At 48.2% G+C, this 17,263-nt stretch carries 11 protein-coding genes; all 11 read right to left on the bottom strand.

Going from position 1 to position 17,263, the window contains the following annotated elements:
- Positions 1 to 30 precede the first annotated feature (30 nt).
- The 11 genes from OXN25_23185 to OXN25_23135 all read right to left on the bottom strand — a co-directional run bounded on the left by OXN25_23185 (position 31) and on the right by OXN25_23135 (position 17,183).
- Positions 31 to 804, bottom strand: coding sequence for a phytanoyl-CoA dioxygenase family protein (locus OXN25_23185; protein ID MDE0427772.1), 774 nt, complete (start codon positions 802 to 804; stop codon positions 31 to 33).
- 120 nt (positions 805 to 924) lie between these two features.
- A complete protein-coding gene (locus tag OXN25_23180; protein MDE0427771.1) occupies positions 925 to 1,599 on the bottom strand; it encodes a DUF4159 domain-containing protein in 675 nt (224 codons plus the stop codon).
- A gap of 135 nt (positions 1,600 to 1,734) precedes the next feature.
- The gene (locus OXN25_23175) at positions 1,735 to 4,194 is read right to left on the bottom strand and encodes a BamA/TamA family outer membrane protein (protein MDE0427770.1); all 2,460 of its coding nucleotides are present in this window, start codon (positions 4,192 to 4,194) and stop codon (positions 1,735 to 1,737) included.
- A complete protein-coding gene (locus tag OXN25_23170; protein ID MDE0427769.1) occupies positions 4,195 to 5,370 on the bottom strand; it encodes a PA14 domain-containing protein in 1,176 nt (391 codons plus the stop codon). It lies immediately after the preceding gene.
- A 15-nt stretch (positions 5,371 to 5,385) separates the two neighbouring features.
- Positions 5,386 to 7,635, bottom strand: coding sequence for a BamA/TamA family outer membrane protein (locus OXN25_23165; GenBank protein MDE0427768.1), 2,250 nt, complete (start codon positions 7,633 to 7,635; stop codon positions 5,386 to 5,388).
- A gap of 190 nt (positions 7,636 to 7,825) precedes the next feature.
- The gene (locus tag OXN25_23160) at positions 7,826 to 8,605 is read right to left on the bottom strand and encodes a hypothetical protein (protein ID MDE0427767.1); all 780 of its coding nucleotides are present in this window, start codon (positions 8,603 to 8,605) and stop codon (positions 7,826 to 7,828) included.
- 103 nt (positions 8,606 to 8,708) lie between these two features.
- Positions 8,709 to 9,962: an ABC transporter permease gene (locus OXN25_23155; protein ID MDE0427766.1), complete on the bottom strand. Its 1,254-nt coding sequence runs from the start codon at positions 9,960 to 9,962 to the stop codon at positions 8,709 to 8,711.
- A 41-nt stretch (positions 9,963 to 10,003) separates the two neighbouring features.
- Positions 10,004 to 11,845 carry an ABC transporter ATP-binding protein gene (locus OXN25_23150; GenBank protein MDE0427765.1) on the bottom strand — a complete coding sequence of 614 codons (1,842 nt, stop codon included), beginning with the start codon at positions 11,843 to 11,845 and terminating at the stop codon, positions 10,004 to 10,006.
- 15 nt (positions 11,846 to 11,860) lie between these two features.
- Entirely contained in the window at positions 11,861 to 13,702 is a 1,842-nt protein-coding gene (locus OXN25_23145) for an ABC transporter ATP-binding protein (protein MDE0427764.1), read from the bottom strand.
- Between the two features lie 2 nt (positions 13,703 to 13,704).
- Entirely contained in the window at positions 13,705 to 16,428 is a 2,724-nt protein-coding gene (locus tag OXN25_23140) for a sigma-70 family RNA polymerase sigma factor (protein ID MDE0427763.1), read from the bottom strand.
- Between the two features lie 299 nt (positions 16,429 to 16,727).
- Positions 16,728 to 17,183, bottom strand: a complete 456-nt coding sequence (locus OXN25_23135) for a hypothetical protein (protein MDE0427762.1) — start codon at positions 17,181 to 17,183, stop codon at positions 16,728 to 16,730.
- Between the last annotated feature and the right edge of the window lie 80 nt (positions 17,184 to 17,263).

Here is a 17,263-nt window from a genome sequence, read left to right as displayed (position 1 = left end):
CCATTTTTTTGCATTCTGTGAATATCGACTTTATGCCTCAGATGCCGCCACGACCTCTTGAATTCCGGGCCACTCTCTCCAAATATCAGTGTAAGCATCGTAACCGTTTTGCTCACAATCAACGTGGCGCAAACGGAAAATGGCTGCATAGCGAATATTCGCTGCGGCGTTGGGTGCTGCGGAATGAACAATCTGATGATGCGTTAGGACAACATCTCCCGCCTTACCGACGATCTGCTTGGGTCCTTCAGGAAGTTCCGGTCTTGGCATCCCGTTCGCTAAGATTTCATGCCCTTCCTTTTTGAAATAGTCAGCAAAAAAACTGTGCGATTTCGGCCAGACGGTGAAGTTTCCGCTATACGGTTCTGGCACATCCGCAAGGTAGATAACAGCAAGCGCCGTAAACCCGCGTCGATAGACCCCTTTCGCCATCCCATTTGTCCCGCTTCCGAGTCCATCAAGATGTCCGCCCGGTTCGTTCGGGTCTGTGTGTAAGGGTCCAGGAAATCGGAGTGCTATCTGTGCAGATTTCGGGATCTGGACGTTCCCTTCACCCATCAACGATTCGGCAATTTGGCGAACCGGCGTTCTACCAAAGAGATCCACAAGTTCCGGGGCTTCCCGAATCTCGTTGCAGTAGGATTGCGCTCGGAACCGCTCCAAGTCGCCTTGGTGCATGCCAACCGAACCGATGGAGTGGTTGATTGCCTGCCGTGCTGCGTCCACCATCAGTTGCGGCACAACACCTGGGATAGAAATATAACCGTTCTCATGGAAATCTAACTTCTGCTTGCGCGTTAGCATATCTTTATTGCCTCCCTGATTTTCTGTAGCGGAGTTCTATCGGTGTAGATACGAAAATCTGCCCTAAAAGATGTTACATTTTAGACACGAACGGATGTAAAAAGTTTAACGGAATTGGTCTTAGTGGGTCAGAGCATAAATGACCGCATTGATACCCATTTTGAGTGCCATATCCGAGTATTCGCGCGGATAGAAAGCCTCAGCGGCATGTTCCCATGCGTCTCCGAGATCGGTATTGAAGTTAATCATCATCATGAGGCGACCTCTGTCGTCATAGACCCCACGACAATATGCAGGATAGCCGTCAAATCGCTCATAGGTGCGTCCACTGAAAAATGAACGGAGTCCCGGTATCTGGATGAGTTCATCAATTTTAAAGAAGCATCGGAAAATAGGGTGCGATATAGGAATGTCCACGGGTTCTCGTTTCGGGAAGATCTTTTTAAATTCGGTGTAAAACCGCCGCCACTCTCGCTGTCCATGGAAATCATCAATAAAGATAAATCCACCGCGTAAGAGATATTCGCGCAGGTTTGCCGCCTCGTTCTGGCTGAGCCTCAGACTTCCGACCTCCAGCATATAAGCAAACGGATAATCAAACAGTTCTACTGCGCCCACGTCGATAATCTTCTCACGCGGTGCAGCATTAATATTTGTCTGTTTACGGAGTTGCCAGATGAAATTCCGGTCGGAGGCGGGCCAATCGACGCGCCAACTGCTCCGCCAGGTCAGCTGTCCCCCATATCTTAATCGGACGAAGGTGAAGAGGTCGCTATCTCCATCTGAATTCAACAATTGAATGGGCGCGAATATCAGAACGCAGATAACTAATAACAGGAGAGTTCGCATATTTTTTAGGAAGATGCAATTAAGGATTCTGACTTTTGGAGAATTGGTTGAATCAGTCTACGCTTTACTGACTGACAACGGCTAAAAACTATGATACCAAGCCGTCGTAACTTGAATACCTTTGCCAGACTCAAGGGCTTTGGCGACGTTAAATCGGAGAATAAAATCGTTTGCATTTGAACTCAAACCGTTAATGTTAACAACAGTAACAGAATTCGCCCTGGCAAACTGTAAACCTATGCCGATACTTCCTTTCGGATCAAAGGCATACGCGCCATCGGATACATCCCAGACCTGCCCTTCGTCAAGAAAGACCACAGCAAACATGTCTTTGGCAATGTTCCAACTGAATAGGTTAGACAAACGATAGTGATATTCAACGTTAAGCAGAAAGCCTCGGTCTCCCGTAAATGGGTATGGAGAAGTCGTATGTCCACTTTCATAGGTTATTATACCATCAGACGCATTTTCTTGTCTATACCAAGGATAACCTCTGAGTCCACCCATCCCCCCAATCACAAATTGGCGTTGGATTGGAAGGGACGCATTGGAAAATCCGAATAGCAACCGAGTACGGATTTGGTTATATCCAAGCGGGAAGGCATACCGAAAGTGTAATTGCATACGTGTGAAATCAAAATCAGAACCGACAGCGGAATTGCTGTGTTCAACGAACAGCGTATTGTGCCAACTGAGCGTATTTTTTCGATTATGAAAATCGTATTGGAAGGTGACCCCCCGCATACGTCCGGGGGTTATGGGTGGGTTTTCTCTGATGCTGAGGCTTGATGTTAAATTAGCAATAAACCAATCCGTGCTTTTCTGTAGACTGGCGTGCGATTCCGTAACCCCTGCCAGTCTGAACCAGTGGTTCGGCATAATCGGTGCCCACTGCAACGCGATTTCAGTACCTTGTCGTAGATAGTAATTCTGAAAGTCAGGGACCCCAATAACGCGTTGCAAAATACTGTATCCGTTGTTGTAATCAAGAAAATGCTCAGGCGCAACGACATCTGTCAATCGGTGAATTTGTGCCGTAAGTCCGAGGTTCCAGACGTACGGTGTTCCCCAATTCGCCGTGCCGCCAAGACGGTAATGGTAATGCGGATTTCCGAACGCATAACTCAGTTTCCCGAAGAGTTTTGAGGTCTGATCGGTCTCAGAACCTCTGATATTCCACATCCAAAGCGGGCCAATGTCTTTACGTTTTCCGACTTCAAAGCCAGTCCCGACTTCCCACCCCGTCACCCTGTTAAACCCCAGACGTGCCCTTGGGTTGAGACCGAGATAAAGGTCGGTAGAGATCAGTTTTTCATCAACGGTAATTGTCGCGATATACTTTGCGCTTTCCTCACCGACTTGCAGACGGACCTCCTCAAAATAGGGCATCACCTTAAACAGAGATTTCAGTGCCTGCTCGAGGTCTTCGGAACCGTTTTCAAGCGTCTGTCGAATGCGTGTCTCTGGAACCTTCTGATTCCCTCGAATGTGGATTTCATGGATTGGCGCATCAGCAGCGAGAAAACGGGTCGGTGTTGCTGGCGTGTCTGTGTCCCCTGAAATCGACTTGGCAGCTATTGATCTCTGAATTTGGTCCCCACGCGATCCAGAAATCGTCAGAGATTCCAAGACGGAAATTGTCCGCGTAACAGGCAAATCTCCAACAGTAAATATTGCAATCTGCTCAGCATCCGCTTCTTCAACGCGTAAAGATACTTTTTTGGAACTATTGAGGAGTACGTTGGTAAGAATTGGCATAACCGCTGTAATGTCGCCAGAGCCGTTTTCGAGGACCTTCATGATATTGGAACCCTCAATTTCATTGACACCTACAAGTCGAACATCGTGAATTGGTCTACCGTCTAAATTCCAATTCCAAGACTTTTTAGGCTCTGGGGTTCTGGGTAAAGACAGCGTTGCCTTTCCATCAACATCGGTTGTAACCGGCGGTTCTGGTGTTAATGGGGTTATCTCAGACGGTGGGGGTGGTGGAGGTAGTGCGAGTTCGAGGTCTTGAGGTTTGACTAACCCCAATTCAGGGATTTCGATACCGAGTTGATCAAGATTTAGCAGGAGTTCACCGAGCCGTTTTTTCGGGATTTCACCAACGATGTTTATCAGGTACACACCGTCGCCGCTTCTAACAGCGACTAAGATTCCTTTAATAGTTTCATTTCCTTGGAGAATATAGAGATACAAATTGCCGCTTTCAACATCTGCTTGAAATCCTTGTCCTAACGCGTTCCACCCTCGGTCTTTTAGCGTTTCGTCGTAATATTGGACTAACTCCTTAAAGTTGACAGATCGACTTCGGTAGTTCCGGAGGCGCAAATTATCGACTGTACGAAATAACGGAGCAATAGGGGCGTTTGGATCTTCCAGCACAAGTTCGATGACGCGTTTGTCTAAATCAAACTGAAATTCAGATGACGGCACATTCGGCGCGTCAAAAATGACAGTGCCGTTGTTTGAGTGTGAATGGACTGTAGGGATAGCGAAAAGCAGGAGCAGTATTAATATTTTTGTAGTGGCATATCGCATTTACTGTTCACCGGTGTTTTCAATGTTCTTCAAACGCTGCTGCAATTTTTGCAGTGCCTTTGGAATACGAGGCTTGCCCGGAGGATATATAATCTCGGGTGGGACAATCCTTCCGGGTATGTTTGATTCCCAGTTCCAACGCCGTGAGGGTGTTGTTACCGAGATTCGATAACCCATTCCAGAAGAGGGTTCGGTTGGAGGCTGATAGGTCCACTGTAGCGCGATAGAGTATCGCGGGCCCTGGAAGTAGTGAATTTCCACAGGGTGCATGCCTGCTTCGAGGGTTATTTTCCCTTTTTTTCCCATCGGCGGATGAATGCCATCATTATCTACAACCAGTGTCCCGTTGATGTAAAGCCTCGACCCATCGTCTGACAAGAGTCCAAAGACATAATCCCCGGGCGTATCAATTGCTAACTCACCGCGAAAACGGATTGCAAAATCCTCAACAACAGATTGCATTTCCGGGGTCGGAAATCCTTGGGTATACTCTCGTTCCGATATATCAAGATTCGGCGTAAAAAAGGTATAGACGGGTGTCAACTGATCGAAATTAGGCATCTGCTGGATTACACCACCGGGAACGTAAACCTGTCCAATTAAACCGTGTCCAGGCATTACGTCTGTACCAAAGATACCGAGTCCTACATCTATACCGTCAAGCACGCCAAGTCCGGCATCTGCTGCGCCTGTTCCGTGAGTGAAACGATCTCCAATACCGTTGTTTCCACTTCCCTGTCCGCGTCCGGGTCTACCGACACCGGCACCACGCTGTTCATCAACGACAACGGGACCCACCAGTGTTCCATCTTCCCCGAAACTGGCATTCGACACAGGACTGGGGGCATCTGTTTGCGGGACATCGGTATGTGTGACAACATCAGGGGTTACATCGGCATGAACTGGTGCCTTCGGTACGCTTACCTCTGGCGAGTATGTCGGTGAAGCAGGGGAAGCGTCAGACGCTTCCGTTTCGCTCGCTTGCGGTATTAAGGGCGTACGTATGGGTAAAACCCGCTTTCTGATTTGTTTCTCGGGTTCTGGCTTTAGTATCTCGGCTGAGATGTGCTCTTTCTCTACATCGAAGTGATTCACGAGAAATGGAGAGACCGCTAACATCACTGCGATATGGATCCCAAGGGATATTATCAAGGCATGATTCGTGCGTTTCGGCATTCTCCTATTCCTCAACTAAAAACTGTAGAAGAACATGAAATTGTACCGAACCTCTTGCTCAGCATCGAAAGCTTTCGCAACGTTGAACCGGAAAATATCAACGTCTGTCTCAAACTGTAAACCGATACCGACACTCCCTTTTGGGTCAAAACGCCGCTGATTTTCAGAGAGGTTCCAGACCTGTCCGCCATCAAAGATGAACGCGGCGGAGAGACTCTGATTTCCAAAACTAAACAACTGATAGATAAATTCCGTGTTAAAAAGAAATCCAGCATCACCAGCAAAGGCATAAAGGGGATAGCCGTTAAGCGTTCCGATACCCCCCATCACAAATTGCCGCTGAATCGGGAGTGGTGCTGTCGCGGAGCCGACGACTGCTCTGGCTCGGATTTGGTGGTCTCCGAGCGGATAGGCATACCGCAGATGCGCTTGAAAACGCGTCCAATTGAAATCGGAACCGAATGCTGGATTGCTATGCTCAACGAAAAAAGTATGGTGTGAACCGAAATAATTGTTGCGGGTATCAAAATCGTATCGGAACATGGCACTCCGCATTTGACCCGGTGTTATCAGTGGATTTTCGCGCACCTCTGATTTTGGTCCCCAGTTGAAAAGATGCCAATCTGTGCTTTTTTGCAAACTGTCGTGTGACTCAGCCAGTAAAATCAACTTAAACGAATGATCGAGTCTTAGAAATTGGAGTGGACGCATTGGGAAAACCGCTTTCCATTCCAATTCGACTTCAACCCCGTGTCGCAAATAGTAATCCTGATGATCTGGGACTCCGAACATTCGGAGAAGCAATGTCGCTGTATCGTTATAGTGAGAGAAAAGATCGGGAGCGGTGATGCTCGTCGCACGCTGGAATTGGGCGGTTAACCCGAGCTGCCATGAATAGGGTTCTTCCCAAACAGCTCTGCCCCCAACCCGGTAGTAGGGTTGTTTGTCGCTGAGTCCGTACCCGATCCGTCCGAACAATTTCGAGTTATCCTCTCCAGCGGATTCAGAAGAAAAACCGAACGTAAAGGCTGAACTGTGTTCTTTCCTCACCCGAAAACCGGATTCGATGCTTGCGCCAAGTTCCCATCCCGTAACGCGATTGAATCCAAGGTGCGGTGCTCCGTCCGTATAAAATCGCAAGGCAGGTGGTTTCTCGATTGCCGTAATTATCGCTGTCCGTTGCGAATCTACCTCTTCAATTAGGAATTCTACCCTTTCAAAAGTTGGCACTGCGTCAGAGAGTGCGTCAACCGCTGCCCCAATTTTTGCAGGTCCCTTTTCAAGTGCTGCCCTAACCGTGTTAGCCTCGGTGTACTGGTTCCCTCGAATTACGATCTCATGGATTGGGTCTCCGTCTCCTGTCTGAAATACCTTCGTAAGCGTTGTGGGTTGCGTTTCATCTGACATGTTGCCTGCCGTAATTGTGATCGTTTTTTCTGATGGCAGCACAATGAACTTCGGTATTTCACGGGAGTCGGTATTTGACGACAAACCATCCAGTAATCCGGTGATGTCTTCGGGTCCATTTTTCAACCCACTACTTACCACAGTAACGTGTTTTATGTCGCTTGATCGAATTTGAATACGCTCTATTGGATGCCCACGATAGGTCCAATGCCCCTGATGATTCTCTTCAAAGGAAGTAGAAAACAGAGCACTGTCAGTTTTGTTGGCACCGGCGGAGTCTTTACGCATCCGAAACAACGTAGGCAACGGCATCCCTGCTGATGGCTCTTCAGGTTTCGGGAGTGAGAGTTCGCCGATCGACTTCAGTGCAGAAATATCAATACCGATGTCCCCCAAATCCGTCAAGAGTTTCCGCGCCTGTCTCAGTGGAACATTGCCAACAATGTTTAGGAGATATACATCATTGTCGCTTTGGACAAGCGCGAAGAGCCCTAAAACGGCGTTATCCGCCTGTTGGTTTTCGACTGTGGTCGGTCGCTCCAGAATATAGAGGCGCGTCGTACTGTCTTCATGCGAATTATGCCAGTTTTCTGCTTCCAAAGTTTCTACGTAATACTGAACGAATTTGTGAAAAATATCCGCTTTATCGTCGTAAATATGGATGTAGATGTTTTCGACTGTGTTGAACGGAAAGGTCGTAACGGCAAGTGAGATCAGTTCACGCGTGAAATGGAATTGGAATTTGGGATTTGGTACATCAGGACAATCGAAAGGGATTGTTCCATTTGGAGATTCAGCTGCTGCGAGTGGAAGCGTGGTTAAAAGTAGCAGAAGTAAAATGAATATATTCTCTTTCACCGAGGTCTCCTATTCACGGGTAGAAACGACTTGCAATCGCTTTCTCTGGTCCTGTCTATTTTAACAGATGAAGGTTTTTCCTGTCAAACGTTACGGAAGGATTGGATGTGTAAATATTTTGGCAGATGTCTGAAAAATGTGCCGCAAGCGACCACACTCCCGGGGAATGCCATATTGAATAATTTCCAATTTATTCTTTTTTAAGTCGTCCCCAGAGCGTTGTCAGTTTTGTAGTCGGTTCAACAGCAAGACTTATGGGTTCATCGCCCTCATAGATGAGCAAATCATCCATATAACCGCGAGCATCCATCGCCCATGCGAAAATAAGAAACCATTTTGGTCGGGGTGCGGTCGCAGGGTCCTGAAATTCAAGATTTCTTTTCAGTCGCGAAGCCAAAGCCGCGTCTCTGTCCCTGCCCGTGTAAAAATCAAATACATCTTCCCTAAAATTGGCAACAATCCGAACGTAATGCCATTTATTGACGGGGTAGGCGACAATTTCGCGCCACGGATCCCCCTGATGGACGTGGTAGCGGATATCACCGTCATACCATTCAATATAAGGACCGCCAGCATTATTGTCAAACGATTTGTCAGCAGCATGCATGCTGACAGCAAAAGACTGCTCGCCTCTCTCAATATAGACCCAGAATTCAAATGAGACGATAGATTCATTAGTTTCCAAAGGGTGCCCTGATATATGAAGTTCATGCTCCACCTCGGAGAAAATTTCGAGTGATTTTTCCCCATTTTTAACAGTCTTCGTAGAGGGCTGAAATGGACTCTCCGCATTGGGTTGCACATGGTCCTCGAACCCTGTTTCTATGAGTATTTTCTGAGCTGGCACGCTCTGTACGCAAATGAAACTTAAAACAACAACCATAGCAACGACGAAGCGCGGTTTCTTTACGCAGAAACCGCGCTTGTTGGCATTACGCCTCGCTTTGAAATCAATCTTCATAGGATACATATATTTTCTTGCTCCCTCATCAAATTCTTGTTATGTAGAGTATAACGAATTTTTAGGGAAGCGCGTTTACATTAAGAGGGAAAAGAGGCAGTTGCCGAATAACTCATTCCGTTCTCAATGCCTCAATAGGCGAGATTTGTGAGGCTCTTACTGCCGGATAGAGTCCAAAGGCAATACCGATGAAGGTTGATATGCCAACAGAAACCGCCATCCATTCAAGTGAAAGCGCAACGGGCCAGTGTGGAATCACTTTAACGATTTTGACAGCGATGTGTGAACAAGCATATCCGATACCGATGCCGAATCCTATACCCAATAAACCCCCGATACCGCACATCACAACCGCCTCAATCAAAAACTGCAGGAAAAGGTCTCTCCGTTTTGCCCCAATGGCGCGACGGATGCCGATTTCACGGGTGCGTTGATTTACTGATACCAGCATCATGTTCATAATGCCGACGCTTCCAACAAACAACGAAAACGCAGCAATACTGCTCAGCATAATTTTGATAATGCGACTAATCTTATCGAGTTCTTGGACGGCTGCGGTCGCGAAACTAATATCGAAAAAGTTGTCTTGGTTGCGATGGCGTTTTCTGAGAACGGCTTTGACCTCTTCAGCGGCTTTCTCGATAGAATTAGCGTCTATTGCCCTGACGTTGATATAGTTGACATAGTGCTTTCCTTTAAACCTGTCTTGTGCAGTCGTCAAAGGGACGAAAACGATGTCGTCCCAGCTGAAGCCGTATTGGAGGCTTGTGCCGCGTTCAGCCATTACGCCCAAGATGAGAAAACGATTAGGTCTGCCACCTTGAAGCGAGAGTTTGATCTCTTTGCCAGCGGGGTTCTGATCTCCAAAAAGTTCCGTTGCGACTTCTAAACCAAGCAAACAGACTTTTCTGCGGTTATTGAACTCATTTTCGGAGAAGAAACGCCCGTGTTTAATTTCCCACTTCATCCCAGTTGGGAAGTGGGAACTAACGCCCTCGCATTCTGTCCATTTCGAGGCACCATCACTGGTTTGTGCAAGGATTTCAGAAGACACACTGGGGTTGACAAATTCGACAGACGGGCATTCAGCCTCGATTGCAAGGATGTCTTCGTATTTGATATACTCACCACTACGGTTTGGGAAGACGCGGTCACCACGCCAAATCCAAGGATTCCGTCTCACCGTAAAGTGACCGCCAAATTTTTCAAATTCTTGCATGACGATGCGTTTCGCGCCATCACCGATAGCGAGCATGGCGAGGACGGCAGCAACGCCAATGACGATGCCGAGCATTGTGAGTGCTGAGCGCAATTTCTCCTGCCGAATAACAGAGAGTCCTGTTGAAAATCCTTCGTAGAATTTCAATGTTCTGTTCCTCCTTGCCGCACCTGTTGGGGAACATATCCTCAAACATACCACTGCGCCTGTGCTTTAAAAAACTGTGCATACAGTCCATCTTCTGCCAATAATGTTTCATGGTCCCCGTCTTCCACAATTCTGCCGTTATCCAGGACGAGGATCCTGTCACAGGTGCGGACAGAAGAGAGGCGGTGCGAGATAAGCACCGATGTCCGTCCGGCACTCCGCTCAATAAACCGTTCATAAACCGCCTGTTCCGCGAGCGGATCAAGGGCAGCAGTCGGTTCGTCAAGGACAACCAGCCAAGGTGTTTCGCGCATAAAACTCCGCGCTGTTGCGAGACGTTGCCATTCACCGCCAGAAAGATCGCGTCCGCCAAAGGTAGGGCCGAGGACAGTCTCATAGCTTTCTGTAAGCCCGTCAACAACTGTAGCGGCACCACCAGCAACAGATGCCGTTTCCATGCGTTCGGGGTGTTCCAAGTCACCAAAGATAATATTCTCACGTGCGGTGAGATGGTACTGCGTGAAGTCTTGAAAGACAGCACTGCACTGCATCAACCACTCCTGACGATTTTCTTCGTTTAAAGGGACATTCCCTATATGAATCGTGCCTGTGCGCGGATGGTAGAGTCCTAAGAGTAGGCGTGCCAATGTGGTCTTCCCAGCACCGTTAGGTCCAACAAGTGCGACGCGCTCCCCTTTTTTCAATGTTAAGTTTACATGGTTTAGCACAAGTTCTTGCGAATTTGGGTACGAAAATGAAACGTTTTCTATCCCAATATCTTGAACCGCCCTGTTTCCAATTAATTCATTGCCATTCGTGTCCGATGGGTCCTTACGCTCCTGAGTCATCTTCGCGGACTTTCTATCTAAAAACTGATACAGGTCCCCAAACAATGGACGCATCAATTCTACAATCCCTTGAAATCGACCCGCTATCTCGTTCCAAATACCATCCAATTGAACCAGAGCAGCGGCAGCAGCGATATAAGTGCCAACCGTCAAATCGCCACGAAAGACCTCAAACAACAAAAGGATAAGTGAGGCGGCATATAACAACCCGCGAGTCATGTCAAGGGAGAGACAGACTGAAAATTTACGTCGTCGGATTCCCATTTGTCCGTCTATCAATCCCTGTCCTAATTTATGCCACCGTTCTATCCATAAGTCCTGCGCTTGGTATAATCGAACTTCTTTACCGGTGCCACGGTCGGTCAGCGTTCCTTCTAACGCATCTCGTTCTCGGCGTTGTGGTGTCTGCTCTACATCAAAATCGTAAAGGTCTACCGTGAAACGCGCATCGCTCCACCAAGAAGCCATACCCGTTAAAGCGGGCAGCAGTGCCAACAACGGATGGTACCGCCAGAGCAGAATCCCAAGTGTAACAATACTGATGAATTGTTGAAGACTGTCAACGAAATACCAGAGGATTTCCTGAAGCGCAAGCCCGGAGACACCACGCGCCCGCTCAAGGGCATTCTGAAATTCTCCGGTCTGTAAGTCGATAAGTTCTGTCGTATCCACTTTCCGAGTAACGCTCTCATTAATCCAGATTTCAATGTTTTCGCCTAAGTGGATATACAACGGTTCGCGAAGTAAGTCAACAGCGACGCTAAGAATGCGTAAACTTAGCAATCCGATGAGCCACGGTAGGACCATTCGCCACCAGTTTGCGTCGCCTATCGCAGCAGTTATTGCATTCACGAGATGCTCTGTTACAAAGAACTGGCACGCCGGGACAACCCCAAGCGATAAGGTAAGAAGCGTCATGCCCAAGACGGCGAAAGGTCCGCTTTGCCAAATAATAACCAGCGTTCGGACATAAGCGAGGAAACTTTCTTTAGCAGCTAATCCCCAAGTTTTCAGTTTCCCATTCGTGTTTTGCATTGGGGCATCCTCTTTTTATTGGTACCATTGTGCCTGTGCTCTGAAAAATTGGGCATAGCGTCCATTTCTGGCAAGCAGGACATCGTGTGTGCCGTCTTCAACAATTTTACCCGCATCTAATACCAAGATACGGTCTGCAAGCCGTGCGGATCCGATACGATGCGAAATCAGGAATGTCATGCGTCCTGCTGCGAGTTTAATGAAACGTTGGTAGAGTTCGACCTCAGCTTGTGGGTCCAAGGCGGCAGTCGGTTCGTCAAGCACAAGGACTTGTGGGTTTCGGACCAAAGCGCGCGCGAGCGCGACTTTCTGCCATTCACCGCCAGAGAGCTCGACACCTGTCCCTTCTTCACCGAGTGACGGATTCAGAAACGTATCCAAACCGCGTGAAAAGGTTTGAAAACGATCCGCAAGTCCGACTTCATAGATAACGCGCCGGAGCGTTTCGTCGTCAATGTGAAAGTTCGGGGGCCCTGGATTCAATTCTTCCCGAAGGGGTCTATGGAATCGTGCGAAATCCTGAAAAACAGCGGCACAGTTCCGTGCGACCTGTTCAGGGTTTATCGAAGTAACGTTCACGCCATCATAGTGGACAGTCCCCGCATCGGGCTGATACAAACCGAGCAATAATTTGATGAGCGTTGACTTTCCCGCACCGTTGACACCAACGATGCTGACGATCTCACCCGGACGCACTTGAAAGTTTATGTCCTCTAACACGTCCTCGTCCCCTTCTGGGTATCGGAACCGAAGGTTGCGCACCTCCAGTCCGTGTTTTAGGGCCTGTGGAAACGTCTCATCTCCTGACTGACTGCGATCGGTCTTTGCGCGTTCGAGGAAGGCCTGCAAATCTCGGAGCAACGGCAAATCTTGCAGGGTATCTTCTATCGCTGAAAGCAAACTTTCAAGATTTCCTTGAAAAGTCGCTGCTGCACCGATAAGGACGACATAATCGCCGATGGTTAACTGTCCATCCACAATTCGAGCTGCAAGTATGAAAATCGCGACTGAATAGGCAAGCACTTCAGCAACGGTTGTACCGATGGAAGCTCTTGCTTGTAGCCAGGCTTTGGCAAGCGATTCTTTTCGCCATTTTTGGTGATTCGTTTGCCAGCGTCCAAAAAAGTGATCCTTCAGTCCATAGAGCCGCACTTCTTGTCCAGAGGATGAACCGAGCAATAAACTGAGCGTATACGCCATCATGCGACGGATCGGTGTCGCATCGTAATCGTGAATATATCCGCTCTCGGCGGATCTGACTTTGAGCCATGCGGAAGGAATGGCGGGTAACACGACCACAAGCACCAGCAGGGGATCCGCGATCCACAAAAGCACACCATATCCGACAAGGGTTACAAGGAGTTGTCCGATCTCTGTGACGAATCGCAAGACATTGGTGAGGCGATGGCCGAGTGCTTGCCGCGCCCGTTGTATCAAATCATAGGTCTGCGGTTGATCAAAAAGCGCGAAATTGATATGCGTCGCGGCTTCTATCAGGGCGCGCTGCTGGTGGAGTTTAATGCGTCCCTGCATCTTCCAGCGCAAGTAGCTATCATAAGTGCCAGTAACATTTCTGAGGATCGCCAGAAGTGCCAATGCGATCACCCACGGTGCTGCGGTACGTAAACTCGGTACTGTTTCGTTGGCAAGAATCGCCGCAATGAGGTTCACGAGCCCTCGACTTGCCCAGAGTATGCCAACAGGAATACACCCGTATATGAGCGTTATGATTGCCTGCATAATCGCGCCGAACGGGCTGGCGTGCCACGCGACGAAGCAGAACCGACGGAGCGTCTTTACCGCCGATGGACGGGATACGGATGCTGTGTTGGGGGAGTCGGAAGAATTGGAGTCCATTACTATTCTTCTGCCAGCGAAATATGAAATATCCCCTCATTTGCGCTGGCACTATAGAGCCTATCGTTCATCACAACAAGCGCAGCAACTTCGCCTAACGTTCCTGAAGAAATTTTTTCCCATTGATTCTGTGCATCCAAACGATAAGTACCTTCATCGCTTATACCATAAACCGTAGTCGCATCCACAGTGAATTTAACGATGACCGGACGTGCTACGGTTTCACCCAAAACCGCCAATTTGAACCCGTTTCTGAAATCGTCACCGAGCAGTCGACTGGTGTCGATTAATCCCATATTGGTCCACTGTGGATCGCCGGGTTTCCATTTGAAAAGCCTGCGTCTGTATTCCACATAAAACGTCCCATCACTGATAGTAGTCGTTTGACCTCTTACCTCTTCTTCAAAAACGATATGTCTCATGTCAACGCCGTCAGATGACTGAGCATCCTTCACTTTTTCATCGTTTTCCCACAACTTAAGAGACAAGGTTTCATCAAAAGCAGGAACACCCTGAATTGGGGTCAGCGTCCTACCATCTTCAGATAAACGGCAAACTCGCAACGCATCTTCTACGAGGAAAGCAAAATACAATGTGTTACCATCGACCAACAGTTTTGAATTATGCTTGTGCCCAATACCAGAGTTATTCTCGCCATCAATCCGAACCTTCCTCCAAGATACACCGCTATCGGTTGATTCATGTACCTCATACCCCGTAAATGCGTATAACTTGTCGTTGAAGGCAACCAATTCCCTCATTCTCGTTCCCAGCATCCCGTCCATAAATAGGTGCCACGACTCACCGGCATCGGTAGTGCGCTGAATTCCAAAGACCCCGACTTTGTAAAACGTTCGTTCGTTGATCGCCGCAACTCCCAGACTACTAACGGTCATAAAATGCGTATCGGTTTTGAGTTCTGTCCACGTTTGCCCACCATCTGTTGATCGAGATGGGAAGGCACTTAACACCAAAAGCGTTTCGCCAACATCCAAAACCATTACACCCGAGGGTAGTATCATCGGTCGAGATGTATGGGCATGCATGATTTCAGTCCACGAGGCACCCATATCCGCGGAGCGGAAACTCCGAACCGAATATACCGCCCTATCCTCCTTCTCCTGCACCGCCTCGTATACGTCCATTGGGAGCGGGTATCTAACCAAAATTTCAGGAGATGTACCAGCATAAAGATTCTTACCAGATACCGTCAAAGAACAGACAGCATCCGAAGTGCCGAGAGGTAGTTTTTTCCAAGTCTCTGACTCAATACGGTAGAGACCGCTCTCTGTCCCAACAAACACCGTTTTGTCAATATTCGCCGCTGCAGTGATGATTCTGTCTGCCAAGCCACTGTTAAGAGGATCCCATTGCGTTCCTCTGTCTGTCGATCGAAAAATCCCCGTATCTCTCACAGCAAGATACATTATCATACCTATAGGAACGCCTTGCTGTTCAGAAGCATCAGTGATTACAAATCCAACGGTACGGCCCTTTGGTCGGGGCCCCAAAGTCTGCCATGTGTCACCTCTGTCCACTGACGTAAATATCTCATCCTCAGAAACAATATAAAGGGCTCCATTATATTCTACTATCGGCATCGGATCGTAAGTGTATGGGACACTCGTATTGACGCGCGTCCATCGCGTTTCGTCTACTGACGCTCTGTAAATACCTGTGGGAGAAACGGTATAGAGATTCCCATCAGATGCGGCGAAGATATTACGGACATAACCCGCTGGTGGTGCATTGCTCTGCGTCCACTGCGCCTTGGAAAACGTATTGGCATCCGTTGATGCAGCAGATGTCGTGGTTGTATCAGCGGCTTGCGTACCCGTGCTACTGTCTTTACCGGGGGTCGCATCGTGTCCGACCTGATTTCGCACAGCCGGTTTCGCTGGCGTATCAAGAACAATCAGTGTATCAATAATTTCGATCGTCGGTTCAGCTTCCGCCTCGAAACTGTAAGGTTTCTGAAATCGAGTTAGATATTGATGGCTTGCCCCGAATATCAACAGTACCAGAACCGCAGCCGTACCGAGAGCTGCCCACGGCAACAACGGCTTTCCAACCGGAACGGGAGCCGGTTTCATGTCAGCGACTTGACGCATAATGCGCGCGGTTACATCGGTGGGGAATTGGATACCTTGCAGTGTTTCGCGAACCAGGACTTCTTCCCCTTGTTCCTGCAAGCGTTTGCGCCCACGGCGCAGCCGACTTTTAATCGTGTTTGCCGATACACCCAAGAACTTCCCAATTTCCTTTACCTTCATTTCGCTGAGATAATGGAGCGTAACCACTGTGCGTTCACTCTCCGGCAGCTTTGACAAAAGTGTTTTGACAACTTCGCGGCGATGTTCTCTATCCTCCATTTCACGTTGATCGGATACATAACGGTTATAAGAGGCTCTCTCCATTTCTCCGGTGTGCGTGTCGTCGAACGATTGCGTGACAACTTTGTTCTTGCGAATCCATTTAAGGCACAATCGACTGGCAATGACATACATCCATCCCGAAAACTGCTTGGGATTCTTGAGCTGCGTGAGTTTCCTATAGACCTGAAGGAATGTGTCTTGTGTAATCTCCTCAGCAGCATGAAAATCACCGACTTTCCGCCACGCAAGCGCATGAACACCCTTCTGATGTCTACGCACTAAAGTCGCGAACGCCTCATCGTTTCCGGACAAAATTTTATAAATCAGTTGAACATCGTTTTCTCTTTCCATCAGAAGACTCCATGGTTTAACGAATAGATTCGATTGTGGCTATATTCCCCTAATTTTAGCATGACTGCGACAATCTGCGAAACCTTTTTCACCTTACGCTCTTCCGTAGCATAGCCCGTTAGGCTATGCCTCCGTGTGTCGCAAACTAAAAGTTTTGCGGCGTACTCGCCCAGATGCGATGTGCATCGCGCTCCAACATAAAGGTGACCTGTTACTCCTTAAGATACCATCTTAAGGCAAAAAGGTTGCATAATTTAAAAAAAATAAAAATATTCTGAATTTTTGTCCAATGCCACTTCCTAAAACCGCTTTAAATTCCCCCATGTTGTCGCGAGTTTTCCTCTGGATGTTACCGACAACCTCCTACCCTTGTTTGGAATGCTATCACCGGTGACAATAATGTTATCAAATAGAACCACTACATCGCGAACACTGCAGTAAACTACCGAAGATCCGTTCACCCGTGCAGCAACCGCGATGCCGCCAATACCGTGTTTTTTGGTCGGCTTGACATCAAATTCGACGGTATAGTCTTCCCACGTCTCATCTCCAGTTATCAGAAAGTACAGAGAGGTTTCACGATTGACGACCTCAAGTTCACCATTAACGGTCTCCCAAAGACCAGGAACCTTATTCAATTGAACGAGCTCTCGCCACTCCTCCATATCTTTACCATCAAAAGTTTCTATAAATGTCCCCGCCGCGGCAGAAAAGGGGAGCAGAAAGAGCAGTGTGAGAATGCCAGTGAATCGCATGGAAAACTCCTTTCATTATATTAAATAGGACTTACGCACTCCACCGGTAGGTGCGGTTTCTAACCGCACCGATCCTATGG

This window comes from Candidatus Poribacteria bacterium (assembly GCA_028820845.1).
In the GTDB taxonomy this organism is placed as follows: Bacteria; Poribacteria; WGA-4E; order WGA-4E; family WGA-3G; genus WGA-3G.
Note: the sequence above shows the minus strand (reverse complement) of the source record. Positions and strands in the feature narration are given on the sequence as shown.

Coding starts and splice junctions, on each gene's coding strand:
- OXN25_23160 (MDE0427767.1), bottom strand. CDS start 8,605: ATGTATCCTATGAAGATTGATTTCAAAGCGAGGCGTAATGCCAACAAG.
- OXN25_23135 (MDE0427762.1), bottom strand. CDS start 17,183: ATGCGATTCACTGGCATTCTCACACTGCTCTTTCTGCTCCCCTTTTCT.
- OXN25_23145 (MDE0427764.1), bottom strand. CDS start 13,702: ATGGACTCCAATTCTTCCGACTCCCCCAACACAGCATCCGTATCCCGT.
- OXN25_23175 (MDE0427770.1), bottom strand. CDS start 4,194: ATGCGATATGCCACTACAAAAATATTAATACTGCTCCTGCTTTTCGCT.
- OXN25_23185 (MDE0427772.1), bottom strand. CDS start 804: ATGCTAACGCGCAAGCAGAAGTTAGATTTCCATGAGAACGGTTATATT.
- OXN25_23170 (MDE0427769.1), bottom strand. CDS start 5,370: ATGCCGAAACGCACGAATCATGCCTTGATAATATCCCTTGGGATCCAT.
- OXN25_23150 (MDE0427765.1), bottom strand. CDS start 11,845: ATGCAAAACACGAATGGGAAACTGAAAACTTGGGGATTAGCTGCTAAA.
- OXN25_23140 (MDE0427763.1), bottom strand. CDS start 16,428: ATGGAAAGAGAAAACGATGTTCAACTGATTTATAAAATTTTGTCCGGA.